Genomic DNA, 14384 nt, shown 5'->3' with positions numbered 1-14384 from the left:
TTAAAGCAAGAGGGGGCGACTTTTTATATGCTGATATACCAAGTTGTATAATCAGAATCCAGTAAAGGCAATACCTTATCTGGTTTTTTAAATTGGAGTACCTGAAAAGGTGGGGAATCAATCGACATTTGTTGCCAAAGTGGGGGGCAGTCGATTAAAAAGGATGTGATGGTTTGGAACGTTACGAATGGACAACTGAAGAAGATAAGCTTCTCTTAAAGCTTAAAAAAGAAGGGAAATCTTCAAAGGAAATAGCTGACGAGTTGACCAAACGATTTAATTTTAAATTTACTGCTCCTGCAATTAGAGGGCGATATCAAAGAATTTCCAAAGATGAAGAACAAACAGATTACAAAGAAACTATTGAGATTCTTCATGATGGTTCGCATCGTTCAGATAAGTTGCTGAGAATGAGTTCAGAACAAGCGAAAGATGTTAATTATCTGTTAAATGCTCATGGATTCAATGCAAGTGAATGGGAGCTTGTATCAGCAAAGAATAATATATGGAATGTCTACAGTAAAAAAGATAAGATACAAACTCTTTACAGTAGCAAAATAACAGTAAAGCCAAAAAAAGAAGGGAAGTCATTAGAGAAACTTCTTGAAACAATTAAAAGGTTAAACCGATTTACTTAGATTTTACACCTGTAGAATCAGAGGAAGAAAGATTATTGGAAATACCATTTTTTGATTCACATTTTGGTGTTTCGGATTATGACTATTACAAAGAAACTCAACATAAAACGATGAACCTTTTGTTATCCAGGCGATGGTCAGAGGTTCTTTTTATTATAGGTCAAGATATGCTGCATAATGATAATTTCAAAGGCCAAACAGTAAATGGTACTCAAATAGAAATTATTGACTTACCCAAAGCATGGGAAGATGCTTTTAACTTTTATCAACCAATGATTGAACTCAGTTTAGAACAATCAGAGAATGTGAAGATTATTTACTCAACTGGAAATCATGATTTAACAATTACTTGGGCGTTTGTCCAGATGTTGAAGAAGTTATATCCTCAGGTTATTTTCGATGATTCTATAGACGAAAGAAAAATCCATACATTCGGTCAAAATTTTATTGGTATTACTCATGGTGATAAAGCTAGAAAGAATCTTCATAATATATTCCCTGTAGAGTTCCCTGTGGAATGGAGTAAATCAAAGAACAGAGAAGTTCACATAGGACATTTTCATGTAGAAGATGCAAAAGATGTATTTGGGATGGTTATTAGAACATTAGCAACAAGAAATAAGACAGATACCTGGCATAAAACAAATGGGTTCATTGGAGCTCACAAGCGTTTTATGCTTTTTGAATACAGTGAAACAGAATTAGAAAGCATTCATTACGTTTAATTATCTTAGATGGAATTAAAGATGGTGAAACCGTAGGCTTTACTAGAAGTGTTAGTGTAAATAAAACAAAAAGCCCATCCTATTACAGGATAAGGCTCTTGGCTAGCTCAACACACGCATTGAGTAATTGGATTACCAACACTTTGTATGCGAGTGAATCAGTGTTATGCTGATTCATCTAGCGTCCCCCCCCTTTCCAAAATAAAGCTAGATTATGACGCTAGGCATCCGTCAATCAATCAATTATTTTGGTTTGGGTTGGATAAGTTTAATAATAACATATTTTTATAAAAATTGCAGGAAAATATCTCCTTTTGTCGAAATGAGAAGATGAGGGGAGGTGTTTGTATTGAAAAGAGATTTGAACCTTTTTAAGGATATATTAATTAATTTAGAAAATCATCCTAAGTCGGAGTTTATTGGAAAGTTCAACTTAGATGGAATCGATAAAGAGTTTTTAGATCACCATTTAGAATTAATGCGTGATGCTTATTTGATAAAAGGCGAATTCTTTTATGCTGATAATAGATTGACTTGGTCAAGCTTAAAAATAACTAATGATGGATACGACTTTTTAGAAAATGCAAAAAATGATAAAGTTTGGAAAAGAGCGTTAGAAGTAGTTAAAGAAAAAGGCGGTAACGTTTCTTTGGAAGTATTCAAAGAGATATTAAAGCAAAGTGCTAAAATAATGTTTTTTGGATAATACTTAACTTATAGCACCCATAGAGGTGCTTTTTCTTTTACGTAAATCAGGAGGTGAGGTCATTGGCAAAAGGCAAATACCTGGACTGGATCACGAAGGAAGGGCTTTTAAAGATTGAAGGGTGGGCACGTGATGGCCTCACCGACGAGCAGATAGCAAAGAACATGGGAATTAAAAGACAAACTCTTTATGACTGGAAAAAGAAGTATCCTGACATTTCTGACGCCTTAAAAAAGGGCAAGGAAGTGGTCGATCGTGAGGTTGAAAACGCACTTTTGAAAAGGGCATTGGGGTACGAATTTACAGAGAAAAAATATGAATCAGTATTGATGTCTGAGGAAGAGTTTTATGCACGAAGAGCAGCAGCTGTTAATCGGTATAAGCTCGAAAATCCCGAATCTACTGCAGAAGAACTTAAGGTTGTAGAGCTAGGTGTTTCTCGTTATAAGAGTGTTCTTGTCGAAGAAAAAACAAAAGAGATAGCTCCAGATGTCACAGCTCAAATCTTTTGGCTTAAGAATCGTAAGCCTGATGTTTGGCGTGACAAAAAGGAGACTGAGCTTTCAGGTGGTCTGAACGTTTCTAACCCATACGAAGGACTTACAACCGAGGAACTTCGCAAGCTAGCAAGAAGTGAGAAGCATGAATAAAGTGCAGCTAGGGGCTCAGATTGAGTTAGCAAGACGTGATTTTTTTGAATATTGCCATTTGAAAGCACCTAACTTTTATAAGTATAACCGTAAATTCCTAATTGAGCTTGCAGACACTCTGCAAGCTTTTTCTAGTTCCAAAGACGATGTATTGATCATTAACGTACCACCGAGACATGGTAAGTCACGCACAGCTGGTAACTTTGTTGAGTGGTTACTTGGGAACAATCCCAAATTAAAAATCATGACCGGTTCTTACAACGAAACACTATCGACTACTTTTTCTAAATCGGTCCGTAATGCGATTATGGAAATAAAAGCGGACGAGAATAAGGCTGTATACAGCGACATCTTCCCAAAAGTCAAAATAAAGCATGGTGACGGCGCTATGAACTTGTGGAGCTTGGAAGGCTATCACCAGAATTACTTAGCGACAAGCCCTACAGGTACCGCAACAGGTTTTGGTGCAGATTATATTATCATCGATGACTTGATTAAAAACGCACTGGAAGCAAACAATGCTACTGTTTTACAAGGCCACTGGGATTGGTTTACAAATACCATGCTTTCACGGTTAGAGACTGGTGGAAAAATCATCTTGATTATGACCAGATGGCATAGTCAAGATTTAGCTGGTAGAGCTTTAAAAGAGTTGCCCAAATTAGGTTATAAATTACAGCATGTGAACATGAAAGCCTTGCAGGATGACGACACAATGCTTTGTGATGAGATTCTTAGCAAGAAAGAGTATGACCGTAAAACCAAGACTATGGGTGAGGATATCGCTTCTGCTAACTATCAGCAGGAGCCTATCGACATTAAAGGACGATTGTATAGTTCGTTTAAGACTTACGACGGGGAGTTACCAGAGTTCAAAGAAATTAAGAATTACGCAGATACTGCTGATACAGGAGGAGATTATTTATGTTCAATTAACTATGGTGTTACATTTGATAATGAAGCCTATGTCTTGGATGTTCTTTATACAAAAGCGCCGATGGAGGAAACAGAACCTGAACATGCAAAAATGTTATTTGAAAGAAAAGTAAACTGGTCTGATATCGAATCAAACAATGGCGGACGAGGGTACTCACGTTCAGTAGAGCGCATATTGAAAGAAAAATATAATTGGAATGGTACTCGTATCGAAGCATTCCATCAATCTAAAAACAAACAGGCTAGGATAATATCGAATGCAACTTGGGTAATGGACCATATTTATTTCCCTTCTGATTGGCGTTTCAAATGGCCGGATTATTATAAAGCTATGACAGAATACCAACGAGAAGGTAAGAATGAACACGATGATGCTCCTGATGCTACAACAGGAATTGCAGAGAAGATAGGACAAGGAAATCTATTCAGTTTTGATTAGAAAGAAGGTGAAAAAATGACAGGGTATTTTCCTTATCAAGGTATAAAAACAGAGTCAGAATATTTAAGTGTTGTGATTGACGATGCGGCAAAATCGATTCTAAGTGATATTAAAGTTCTAGAGAAAGAAATACAGAAGTTTAAGAAATCTGACAAATTAAAATGGATAAAAACAGGTGTCAATTATTACGATGGTGAACAAGATATCACGAAGCGCGAAAGAAAGGTCATTGGTAAGGGCGGCCGTTTAGAAAGTGTTAAAAATCTCCCTAACAATAAAGTACTGGATAACCAATATGCTAAGTTAGTAGACCAAAAGGTTAATTATCAATTGGGCAAACCCTTAACTATTGAAACTGAAAATAAAACCTATTTAAAACTGCTGCAGAATGTATTTAATAAACGGTTTCATCGTACTCTGAAGAACATAGGAGAAGATGCCTTAAATGGTGGAATTTCGTACTTATATCCCTATTATAATGAGTTTGGTGTACTTGCTTTCAAGCACTTCAAAAGTTATGAAGTATTACCCTTTTGGAAAGATGCTGACAAAACTGAATTACATTCTTTTGTGCATCTATATACTATCAACACATATGAGGGTGAAACAGAAGTGGTGAAAGAATATGCTGATTATTACACCTTGAATGGTGTCACTAGGTATGTTTGGTTTAATGGTCGCTTAATTCCTGATGTGGAAAAACAGCCTTCCTCCTATTTAACGGTTATTGATGATGAGGGTAATACTCAGGCTTTGAACTGGCAGCGTATCCCACTTATTCCATTTAGGTTCAATAATAGGGAATCACCTTTGATAAAACGGGTAAAAAGTCTCCAAGATGGAATCAATACCATGTTGAGTGATTTTCAAAACAACATGGAAGAAGATGCTCGCTCTACTATTCTTGTGCTGCATAACTATGATGGGCAAGATTTAGGGGAATTTAGACGAAACCTTGCTCAGTATGGTGCTGTTAAGGTCCGTAGTGCCGATGGGGCAAAAGGTGGTTTAGAAACCCTTTATATTGAGGTCAATAAAGACAACTATGAATCCATCCTGAAACTTTTTAAAAAGGCACTAATTGAAAATGGCCGTGGTTATGATTCAAAAGATGACCGTATGAGCAACAATCCAAATCAGATGAATATTCAAAGCATGTACAGTGATATTGAACTTGACGCCAATGGCATCGAAACAGAGTTTCAGGCATCATTTGAGGAGTTACTTTGGTTCGTTAACCAACACCTTGCGAACACAGGGCAAGGAGACTTTGAGGGGGAATCAGTTAAGTTCATCTTTAACCGGGATACACTTGTGAATGAGTCTGAGGTTATCGAAAGCTTAAACAAGTCAACGGATTTATCACTTGAAACTCGAATATCGCAACATCCATACGTCGATGATGTACAACGGGAACTAGATCGCATAAAGAAAGAACGTAATGAAAGGATGAATGAGTATGATGGATATAGGGCAACTTTTCGAAGAAATCCGGGTGAGTTAGATGGCCAAGAGTCGTGAGTATTGGCGCAATCGTTTTGAATTATTACTAAATGCTGAACTCAATAAAAGTGAAACCTATCTTGCTGATATGGAAAAAGTGTATATTCGAACAATGTCCGAAATTGATAAGGATATTGCTAAATGGTATATACGTTTTGCCACAAACAATGAAATATCATTATCTGAAGCAAAACAACTACTGAAGACAGATGAATTGAAGGAATTCAGATGGACCGTTGAAGAGTATATCCAATACGGAGAAAAAAATGCATTGAATCAAAAGTGGATGAAACAGTTAGAGAATGCTTCAGCTAGAGTTCATATTAGTCGGTTGGAGAGTTTACAAATTCAGTTACAGCAACATGTTGAAAAGCTGTATGGAGGTCAAATTAATGCAGTAGAACAATTAATGAAGGATACGTATCAAAGCACTTATCTTCACACGGCTTTTGAAATTCAAAGCGCATTTGGTATTGGTTTTACAATGCATGTTATTGATGATAAAAAGCTTGATAGAATCATTAGAAAACCATGGACAACAGATAGATTGACCTTCAGTGATAAAATATGGCGAGATAAGCAACTGTTGGTAAATACTTTGCACACAGAACTGATTCAATCGATTGCTCGAGGTCAAGCGCCTGATAAAGTGATTTCAACAATATCGAAAAAACTTAATACTTCTCGTTCAAACGCTGCTCGTCTCGTAATGACTGAATCAGCGTTTTTTAGTGCATCAGCGCAAAAAGAATCTTTTAATGAACTAAAGGTAGAACGTTATGAAATTGTCGCTACACTTGATAGGAAAACAAGTTTGATTTGCCGTTCAATGGATGGGAAAGTATTCAAAATGAGTGAATTCGAGCCGGGTATAACAGCGAATCCATTTCACCCGTATTGTAGAACTACAACAGTTCCATATTTTGAAGATGATTACAGTCGACGTATTGCTAGAGCCAGTGACGATAAGGTTATTTATATCGATAGTAAGATTAAATATCCTGAGTGGGAAAAAAGATTTGTCGCAGTTTAAAACTCGTCATTTTAGCATTTATGGACGTTAACTATTAAAGCTGGTCGTGGACGTAACCACGTAAAAATAATCGTAACCAATGGAGGTAAATGTTATGAAAAGAGAGTTTTTAGAAGGGTTAGGTCTTGAAAAGGACAAGATTGAATCCATCATGACTGAGCATGGGAAAACTGTAGAATCTTACAAAACGAAGAATAATGACTTAAATACAAGTTTGGATGATTTGAAGAAACAGTTGGAACAGCGAGATAAAGACCTAAAGGAATTGAAAAAACAAACAGAGGGCAGCGAAGAACTTAAGACAAAATTAGACACTTTGCAAAAACAGTACGATGCTGATAAGACAGAATATGAAACAAAACTTAAAGATACTCAGCTATCCAGCGCTATTAAATTAGCTCTTGCTGGCAAGGTTCATGACGCTGATTTAGTAACTGGTCTCATTGACAAAGCAAAAATTGAATTAGGCGATGATGGGAATGTCTCTAAAGGACTTGATGAGCAGTTAAAATCACTGCAAGAATCAAAGTCCTTTTTGTTTGTGCCTGATAAGAAAGACACTCAAAAATTCAAAGGTTTTGTTCCGGGTGGAGGCAATAGTGATTCTGAAAACCAATCAGACATTGGCGCTGACTTTGCGAAAATGGCAAACGAAAGAAGTCAAGCAGCTAAAAACGAAAATGACCCATGGGGTTAATTGAAGGAGGAAATATAAATGCCATATGTTAAACCAATTCAGAAAGCGGATCGTATCAATTTTTTAGCGTCCTCAAAAGTACAAGCTTTTACTTATCAGGTGAGTGATGCTGGTGTAGTCACCAATTCAGACGGAAAGAAGATTGTAAAAGCAGGTACAATTCTTCCAGCGAATGATGAAACAGCAGAAGGAATCTTATATACAGATGTAGATGTAACAAATGGCCCACAACCAGGTTCTTTAATTGTTGAAGCTTATGTTTTAGAAGAACGCTTACCTGCCCCACCATCAACAGAAGCAAAAACAGCATTAACAAAAATCACATTCCGCTAAAAAAGCGACATAAGGAGGAAAAGAAATATGCCAGATGTATTAGAACTTTTTGATTCCAAAACAGTATTAGACTATTTAAAAGAACGGCAGTATAAACCGTTACTTGGAGAAACTCTTTTTCCTGAAGTAAAACACGGAACTTTAGATTTTGAATATTTAGTAGGTGCTAGTTCATTGCCGGTTGTTGCATCTGTACATGCATTTGATACTGAAGCTGAAATTGGGTCACGTGAAGCTGCCAAACAGGCACTTGAAGCTGCTTATATTAAACGTAAAATGCAAATTACTGAAAAAGATTTAATTGCTTTACAGTTCCCTCGCACACCACAGGAGCAGCAATATTTAACTCAGCGCGTGTTTGGTGATATTGATACCTTAGTACAGGGTGTTAAAGCTCGTATCGAAATCATGCGCATGGAAGCTTTAACTACTGGTAAGGTGACTTTAGACGAAAACGGTTTGAATATGACCGTTGATTACCATGTGCCGGAAGAACACCAGGAAACACTTTCAGGAACCGCCTTATGGACAGACCCTAATGCGGATATAATTGGGGATTTAGAACGCTGGCAGGATTCTTTAGATGAGAAGGCGACTCGCGCACTAACATCAACGAAAGTACTTACTCAAATTCTAAGGAACTCTAAAATAATTGGGTATCTATTTGGTAAAGACTCAGGACGTATTCCAACACGCGCTGATTTAAATGCATTCATGTTGCAGCATAATTTACCGCAAATTGCTGTTTACGACTCAAAGTATCGTAAACAGAATCCTAATGGAACATACACTACTGCTCGTTATTTTGGTGAAAATAAATTCGTTATGTTCGGCAGTGGAGTACTTGGAGAAACCTTATATGGGCCAACGCCAGAAGAAAGCAGAATGATTAGAGAAGGAAACGAGCAAGTGCATAACGTGGACAAAGTTATTGCTATGGTTTACGAAGAAGGCTTAGACCCTGTTTCTACTTGGACTAAGGCAGCAGCTACTGCAATTCCATCATTCCCGGAAGCAAACAATGTATTCCAAGCTCAACCAATTGTGTAGGGGGATGCGTGATTTATGACAAAACTTAAAGTATCAGTAAAAGAAAATTCGTTCCCTATTTTTTATAATGGGGAGCGTTTTTCTATAGGGGAAGAATTTGTGATTGTTGAAAAACATCTTAATAAAAATATTATGGAAGTCGTTGAAAAGATTGAAGAGCAACAAGCTTCTAAATTTGAAGGGAAATCAGCAGAAGAATTAAAAGCTTATGCTCAAGAACATGGAATTGACATCGGTAAAGCAACGACAGAGGAAGGCATTATCAAGAAAATTGTTGAGTCACAACAAAAAGCTGAATAGGGCGTGATAGCATGCTCGAAGATGTAAAGAATAGGTTGGAATCGCTTGGCATTTCGGTGTCGAGCACCCCAGCTTCTACGGATATTGTGCTTTTAAAATTTGCGATTGATAAAGTGGAAAACCACATTAAAAACCAAACTAATTTATCAAGTATTCCAAAGGGATTGAAAGAAATCGCAATTGATATGGTAGTCGGTGAATTTCTTTTAACTAAAAAAAGTATGGGTCAACTTAATATTGAGTCTTTGAATTTCGACTTTGTAGCCAAACAAGTACAAGACGGAGATACTAATGTCTCTTTTGCTGTTAATGAAAAAACAACACCAGAGGGGCATTTTGACGCGTATGTAAATTATTTACGGCACAATGACGTGGATTTTGTTAAATATCGGGTGTTAACATGGTAAGCTCACGAAGAAAGGCTCTTGAAATGCTTTGGAGAGGCACTTGTACGGTGAAAGAGTGGAAAGCCGTTAAAGACCCCATAACTCATATCACTCGATACGAAGAAGTTACACTTCATGAAAATTTAAAGTGTAAATTGTCTCATAAAACATTGACCGCCACTTCGAAATCAGGTGGTCCTGCAACTATAGCTGAAGAGATACAATTGTCATTAGGTAATGAATATGACATACCGGCAGGATGTAAAATCATCGTTACTCAAGACAATGTGACAACAGAATACACTCGTAGCGGTAAACCTGGTATTTTTTTGGACCATCAACAAATCCGATTAGAACTATTTAAGGAATATGCGTAATGGCTAGATGGGGAAGAGTTGATTATCGGCAGCTACAAAGACTCCAACAGCGATTAGAAAATATAAATCGAGGAGCAGACTTTGATAAATTTTGTGAGGATTGTGCAAAGGAGTTAGCTGCTCGAATGCTGGCTAAGGTTATTCGAAGGACACCTGTCGGGCAATACAACAATGAAGTAAATTTTACAACCAAAGACGGCAAGCAAGTGTCATTTAAGGCGAGCACAACAAAGACTGGTGGTACTCTAAGGCGTGGCTGGACAGCTAAAACTCACCAAGAAGCAGAATCAAGAAGCGGAAGAGGGAAAAATGCAGCTTCATTTGCGGAAGAACTACGAATTGTAAAACGAGGTAATATATATGAGATTTACGTTATAAATCCAGTGGAATATGCCTTAACGTAATGGGGCATGTAAAATCGGGCAAAATCGGTGAACAACTTCATTTGTGGAATTTAACACTCAACACAAAGTCATGTTAAAATAAAGGTAACAAAAATTCACGAGGGAGATAACATGGCGAAATATAAAAGAGGAGACCAAGTCGGGAAATTAATCATTATTGACCTAGTTAAACGTGACGACCTGAAATACAAGTACTATTATTTATGCAAATGTGAATGTGGGATAATTAAGGAAATAAGATATGACTCTTTAGGACGCTCAACCTTTTCATGCGGTTGTTTAAATAAAGAGATAAATAAAGGCCGGTTAGGTAATGCAACTAGAACACACGGTATGTCTAACACCAAACTATTTGCCATTTGGCGGGACATGAAAAATCGCTGCTACAACCAAAAAGTAGATAGATATGTTAATTATGGTGGTAGAGGCATAAAAGTGTGCAAAGAATGGAAAGAGAATTTCGAACCCTTTATGGAATGGGCATTAGCAAAAGGTTATAAAGATGGACTTTCTATTGACCGGATAGACGTTAATGGCAACTATGAGCCGTCTAATTGCAGATGGATAACTAAAGAAAAACAGTACAGAAATAAAACCTCAAACGTAATGATTGATTATTACGGTAAAAACATTTGCATAAAAGAACTTAGTGAAATAACAGGTCTAAACGATAAAATGTTATATGCTCGCTATTCAAGAGGAGATAGGGGCGAAAGACTTTGGAGAGTACCACAAAAATGAAGTCAACACCGAGGTAACTTACTAGATTGCGAAAGGCTAGTAAGCACCGTAGAGCGTACCAGGTGAATAAATATAATCCTGGCAAGAGTGTCCGACACTGTTTCATACAGTGATGATGTACGCCGAACTACATGGTGACATGTAGAACTAGAGGATAAAAAGCCTTTAGGATAACAAAATGCATACGTTGAATTTGGGCATAGAACGTCTAATAGGCAAGGTTGGGTAAAAGGTCAGTTTATGATGACCATCTCGGCTGATGAGGTCGAAAGAAAAGCACCGCAAATAATAGAACGCAAAATCCAAGCATTTATGGGGGAGGTATTCGGTGGGGATTGATGATGTAATAGACGCCATTGCAATTAAATTGCATAATACCTTCGGGGATGAATACACGATCTACGACGAGGCAGTTCCACAAAACTTTAAGGAACCTGCTTTTTTTATTTTGCCTTTGGAACCTAGCTTGACCAAGATAATAGGAAATCGTTATTTAAACACTTTACCTTTTGATATCCATTATTTTGGTTCAGGAAATAGAGATGCTTACACCATCCTTGAACAACTCAACCTTGAAATGGAATTCATCACTTGCAGGAATGGTGATTTATTACATGGCACCAATATATCGTCTCACATAGAGGATGGTGTCCTGCATTTCTTTGTTAATTACAATTTCCACATATTAAAAGTAACGGAGCAGGAAGATTCGATGGAAGGAATATCGTTCGAAGGCTCCATAAGAGGTGAATAAGATTGGCAACTGAACAAACTAATACAAGGGCGAAGTTTTCCAAAAAGCAAATTTTGTCCTCAGCTAATTTTAAAGAGCGAAGAGATTTATTAACAGTGCTTTTAAATGATGATAAGAAATACTCAATCAAAGAAGTAGAGCAGGAAATTGATAAATTCATGAAAAAGAAGGTGAAATAAATGGCATTAGGTGGCGGTACGTTTACCTCACAAAATAAAGTGTTACCAGGTGCTTATATAAACTTTATTAGTGTAGCAAGAGCATCATCTAGTCTATCAGAACGTGGAATTGCTGCATTACCACTCGTGATGGATTGGGGAGTAGAAGGTGAAATCTTTACAGTAAGGGCAGAGGATTTAGAGAGGCATAGTCTAAGGATTTTTGGTTATTCTTTTAACCACGAAAAATTAAAAGGTATTAGAGATTTATTCCGAAATATCCATACTGCGTATTTGTATAGACTGAACTCAGGTACAAAGGCTGCAAATACTTTTGCGACTGCCCTATACGGTGGTACTAGAGGTAATGATTTGAAAACGGTCATAACTGTGAATATTGATGATCCTGACAAGTTTGATGTAACTACTTTACTTGGTACAACAGTTATCGATGTTCAAACGGTAGCAACAATGGATGAATTGGTTCCAAATGATTTTGTAACTTGGAAGTCTGATGCAGAATTGGCAGAGACAGCTGGCACTCCATTTACAGGAGGGAGCAATGGCGCAGATCCAACTGGTGAAGTATATCAAGGCTTTTTAGATAAGATTGAATCTTATCACTTTAATGCTTTAGGATGTACAACTAACGATCCTGTAATCAATGCATTGTTTGTTGCCTTCACTAAACGAATGAGGGATAACGTTGGAGCAAAGTTTCAAACCGTGGTTTATCGTTCCCCAGCAGATTATGAAGGAGTCATTTCTGTCGAAAATAAAACATTGGATGAAGGCACTCCAGAACAATCTCTTGTCTATTGGGTAACTGGTGCAGCAGCAGGGTGCGCAGTAAATCAATCTAATACGAATAAGCGTTATGATGGGGAATACACTGTTGATGTTGATTATACTCAATACGGTTTGGAGGATGCGCTAAGAGCGGGTAAATTTATTTTTCATAAGGTTGGCGACGAGGTTAGGGTCCTTGAGGACATTAACACTCTTACAACCTTCACAGAAGAAAAGAACAGCGATTTTAGCAGCAACCAGACGATTCGAGTCTTGGATCAAATTGCGAATGATATCGCTGTTCTTTTTAATGATAAATACCTCGGAAAAATTCCAAACAATGATTCGGGCAGAGTGTCCTTTTGGAATGATGTAGTAACTCATCACAGAGAACTAGAAACCTTACAAGCTATTGAGGATTTCAATGCTGATGATGTTATTGTGGCACAAGGCGAAGGTAAAAAATCGGTTGTCGTTAGCGACAAGATTACTGTTGTTAATGCAATGAGTCATTTGTACATGACAGTAACTGTAGCATAGGAAGGAGTGTAAATAATTATGGCTCAATCTATGAGATCTAAGGATTCAGTAAGTGCTGGCCTTGCAGAATGTTATGTAACAATTGAAGGCAATCGTTACAATTTCATGCAGGCTATTAATCTAGAGGCATCTGTAGAAAAGCAAAAAAGTGAGATTCCTATTTTAGGACAAACCGGTAAAGGACATAAATCTACCGGATGGAGTGGAAGCGGTTCTGCCACGTTCCATTACAATACATCTATTTTCCGCGAACTTCTTTATCGTTTTAAGGAGACTGGGGAGGATATTTATTTTGATATCCAGATAACGAATGAAGATCCTACTTCTTCTGTCGGCCGGCAAACGGTTATTCTTAAGGATTGCAACATTGATGGTGGTATTTTGGCAAAATTTGATGCAGATGCAGAATACTTGGATGAGGATATGGACTTCACGTTTGACGACTTTGAAATTCCGGAAAAGTTTAATGTACTTGCCGGCATGCAGTAAGACATGGAGCCTGCTTTAAGTGGGCTCTTTAATACTATTAAAAGGAATGGTGAAAATAGATGAGTAACTTACAAGCATTTTTTGCTCAGAACGTAGAGAAAGTTGAGATGAAGGAAGTAGTTGTTTCAACAAGGTTTAAAGGAGAAGATGGTAAACCGATGAAGTGGCAAGTAGCACCAGTTACTGCAGATGAGGATGCAGCATTTCGAAAAAGCGCAACAAAGCGCATGCCACTACCTGGTAAGAAAAATGTTTACCAACCTGAAACTGATTACGATCTATATGTATTAAAGTTAACGGCTGCCTGTGTTAAATTTCCTGATTTAAATAATGCTGACTTACAAAACAGCTACGGCGTCATGGGGGCAGAGAATTTACTAAAAAAGATGCTCCTTCCTGGTGAATATGCAGAGTTAACAAAGATCATTCAAGAGGTTAACAATTTTGATGTGACCATGGATGAGTTGGTGGAAGAAGCAAAAAACTAATAGAAGACGGCGACTCTGAGGCGAATGTGGCACATTATTGCTTACACAAGCTTAAGAAGTGGCCGTCTGAATATCTGAGTTTACCTAAAGAAGAAAAGGCCTTTGTCATCGCTTCAGTTCAAGTTAAAATTGACGCTGAGAAAAAGCAGCAAAAGGAAATGGAAAGAAAGAGTAAGAGCGGAAGAAGAGGTCGAAGGAAAAGGTAAAAAATCATAGAACTTCCTTCCTGTTTTAGGTATATTTAGAAA

Annotated in this window: 20 protein-coding genes; all 20 read left to right on the top strand. The window is 37.4% G+C overall.

The features are described from left to right. Positions 1 to 173: 173 nt before the first annotated feature. The 20 genes from FCJ93_RS20480 to FCJ93_RS20385 all read left to right on the top strand — a co-directional run bounded on the left by FCJ93_RS20480 (position 174) and on the right by FCJ93_RS20385 (position 14136). Complete coding sequence (locus tag FCJ93_RS20480) at positions 174 to 638, top strand: hypothetical protein (RefSeq protein ID WP_137744556.1); 465 nt, start codon at positions 174 to 176, stop codon at positions 636 to 638. Positions 639 to 673: 35 nt separating this feature from the next. Next, positions 674 to 1363: a hypothetical protein gene (locus FCJ93_RS20475; protein ID WP_137744555.1), complete on the top strand. Its 690-nt coding sequence runs from the start codon at positions 674 to 676 to the stop codon at positions 1361 to 1363. A gap of 349 nt (positions 1364 to 1712) precedes the next feature. Beyond that, complete coding sequence (locus FCJ93_RS20470) at positions 1713 to 2069, top strand: DUF2513 domain-containing protein (RefSeq protein ID WP_170211365.1); 357 nt, start codon at positions 1713 to 1715, stop codon at positions 2067 to 2069. A 62-nt stretch (positions 2070 to 2131) separates the two neighbouring features. Continuing rightward, complete coding sequence (locus tag FCJ93_RS20465) at positions 2132 to 2719, top strand: helix-turn-helix domain-containing protein (RefSeq protein WP_095310297.1); 588 nt, start codon at positions 2132 to 2134, stop codon at positions 2717 to 2719. Then, positions 2712 to 4094: a phage terminase large subunit gene (gene terL / locus FCJ93_RS20460; RefSeq protein WP_095310295.1), complete on the top strand. Its 1383-nt coding sequence runs from the start codon at positions 2712 to 2714 to the stop codon at positions 4092 to 4094. The genes FCJ93_RS20465 and terL overlap by 8 nt, the downstream gene beginning before the upstream one ends. Positions 4095 to 4109: 15 nt before the next feature. Then, complete coding sequence (locus tag FCJ93_RS20455; RefSeq protein ID WP_137744553.1) at positions 4110 to 5615, top strand: phage portal protein; 1506 nt, start codon at positions 4110 to 4112, stop codon at positions 5613 to 5615. Beyond that, positions 5599 to 6630, top strand: coding sequence for a minor capsid protein (locus FCJ93_RS20450; RefSeq protein ID WP_137744552.1), 1032 nt, complete (start codon positions 5599 to 5601; stop codon positions 6628 to 6630). Before FCJ93_RS20455 ends, FCJ93_RS20450 begins: the two co-directional genes overlap by 17 nt. Positions 6631 to 6724: 94 nt before the next feature. After that, positions 6725 to 7327, top strand: coding sequence for a phage scaffolding protein (locus FCJ93_RS20445; RefSeq protein WP_137744551.1), 603 nt, complete (start codon positions 6725 to 6727; stop codon positions 7325 to 7327). Positions 7328 to 7345: 18 nt separating this feature from the next. Next, entirely contained in the window at positions 7346 to 7660 is a 315-nt protein-coding gene (locus FCJ93_RS20440; protein ID WP_137744550.1) for a hypothetical protein, read from the top strand. Positions 7661 to 7687: 27 nt separating this feature from the next. Beyond that, entirely contained in the window at positions 7688 to 8710 is a 1023-nt protein-coding gene (locus FCJ93_RS20435) for a major capsid protein (RefSeq protein WP_095310285.1), read from the top strand. Positions 8711 to 8725: 15 nt separating this feature from the next. Beyond that, positions 8726 to 9010, top strand: coding sequence for a hypothetical protein (locus FCJ93_RS20430; RefSeq protein WP_137744549.1), 285 nt, complete (start codon positions 8726 to 8728; stop codon positions 9008 to 9010). Positions 9011 to 9021: 11 nt separating this feature from the next. Continuing rightward, positions 9022 to 9417 (top strand): hypothetical protein, encoded by a 396-nt coding sequence (locus tag FCJ93_RS20425; protein ID WP_137744548.1) that lies wholly within the window; start codon positions 9022 to 9024, stop codon positions 9415 to 9417. 47 nt (positions 9418 to 9464) lie between these two features. Next, complete coding sequence (locus FCJ93_RS20420; protein WP_137744547.1) at positions 9465 to 9773, top strand: hypothetical protein; 309 nt, start codon at positions 9465 to 9467, stop codon at positions 9771 to 9773. Further along, positions 9773 to 10177 (top strand): HK97 gp10 family phage protein, encoded by a 405-nt coding sequence (locus FCJ93_RS20415; RefSeq protein WP_137744546.1) that lies wholly within the window; start codon positions 9773 to 9775, stop codon positions 10175 to 10177. Before FCJ93_RS20420 ends, FCJ93_RS20415 begins: the two co-directional genes overlap by 1 nt. A gap of 111 nt (positions 10178 to 10288) precedes the next feature. Continuing rightward, on the top strand, positions 10289 to 10918 hold the full coding sequence (locus FCJ93_RS20410) for a hypothetical protein (RefSeq protein WP_137744545.1): 630 nt from the start codon (positions 10289 to 10291) through the stop codon (positions 10916 to 10918). A 328-nt stretch (positions 10919 to 11246) separates the two neighbouring features. After that, entirely contained in the window at positions 11247 to 11672 is a 426-nt protein-coding gene (locus FCJ93_RS20405; protein ID WP_137744544.1) for a phage tail terminator family protein, read from the top strand. 2 nt (positions 11673 to 11674) lie between these two features. After that, positions 11675 to 11851, top strand: a complete 177-nt coding sequence (locus FCJ93_RS20400) for a hypothetical protein (RefSeq protein WP_211344141.1) — start codon at positions 11675 to 11677, stop codon at positions 11849 to 11851. Next, a complete protein-coding gene (locus tag FCJ93_RS20395) occupies positions 11852 to 13159 on the top strand; it encodes a phage tail sheath family protein (protein WP_137744542.1) in 1308 nt (435 codons plus the stop codon). It begins immediately after the preceding gene. An 18-nt stretch (positions 13160 to 13177) separates the two neighbouring features. Further along, on the top strand, positions 13178 to 13648 hold the full coding sequence (locus tag FCJ93_RS20390) for a phage tail tube protein (protein ID WP_137744541.1): 471 nt from the start codon (positions 13178 to 13180) through the stop codon (positions 13646 to 13648). A gap of 59 nt (positions 13649 to 13707) precedes the next feature. Beyond that, complete coding sequence (locus FCJ93_RS20385) at positions 13708 to 14136, top strand: phage tail assembly chaperone (protein ID WP_137744540.1); 429 nt, start codon at positions 13708 to 13710, stop codon at positions 14134 to 14136. Positions 14137 to 14384: the final 248 nt, after the last annotated feature.

The organism is Robertmurraya siralis (genome assembly GCF_005502275.1).
Classification (GTDB): Bacteria; Bacillota; Bacilli; order Bacillales; family Cytobacillaceae; genus Robertmurraya; species Robertmurraya siralis.
Note: the sequence above shows the minus strand (reverse complement) of the source record. Positions and strands in the feature narration are given on the sequence as shown.

Bases quoted from the DNA above. Each gene is read 5' to 3' on its own strand.
- FCJ93_RS20390 (WP_137744541.1), top strand. From the start codon at position 13,178: ATGGCTCAATCTATGAGATCTAAGGATTCAGTAAGTGCTGGCCTTGCA.
- terL (WP_095310295.1), top strand. From the start codon at position 2,712: ATGAATAAAGTGCAGCTAGGGGCTCAGATTGAGTTAGCAAGACGTGAT.
- FCJ93_RS20430 (WP_137744549.1), top strand. From the start codon at position 8,726: ATGACAAAACTTAAAGTATCAGTAAAAGAAAATTCGTTCCCTATTTTT.
- FCJ93_RS20410 (WP_137744545.1), top strand. From the start codon at position 10,289: ATGGCGAAATATAAAAGAGGAGACCAAGTCGGGAAATTAATCATTATT.
- FCJ93_RS20445 (WP_137744551.1), top strand. From the start codon at position 6,725: ATGAAAAGAGAGTTTTTAGAAGGGTTAGGTCTTGAAAAGGACAAGATT.
- FCJ93_RS20385 (WP_137744540.1), top strand. From the start codon at position 13,708: ATGAGTAACTTACAAGCATTTTTTGCTCAGAACGTAGAGAAAGTTGAG.
- FCJ93_RS20415 (WP_137744546.1), top strand. From the start codon at position 9,773: ATGGCTAGATGGGGAAGAGTTGATTATCGGCAGCTACAAAGACTCCAA.
- FCJ93_RS20425 (WP_137744548.1), top strand. From the start codon at position 9,022: ATGCTCGAAGATGTAAAGAATAGGTTGGAATCGCTTGGCATTTCGGTG.
- FCJ93_RS20455 (WP_137744553.1), top strand. From the start codon at position 4,110: ATGACAGGGTATTTTCCTTATCAAGGTATAAAAACAGAGTCAGAATAT.
- FCJ93_RS20395 (WP_137744542.1), top strand. From the start codon at position 11,852: ATGGCATTAGGTGGCGGTACGTTTACCTCACAAAATAAAGTGTTACCA.
- FCJ93_RS20440 (WP_137744550.1), top strand. From the start codon at position 7,346: ATGCCATATGTTAAACCAATTCAGAAAGCGGATCGTATCAATTTTTTA.
- FCJ93_RS20435 (WP_095310285.1), top strand. From the start codon at position 7,688: ATGCCAGATGTATTAGAACTTTTTGATTCCAAAACAGTATTAGACTAT.
- FCJ93_RS20450 (WP_137744552.1), top strand. From the start codon at position 5,599: ATGGCCAAGAGTCGTGAGTATTGGCGCAATCGTTTTGAATTATTACTA.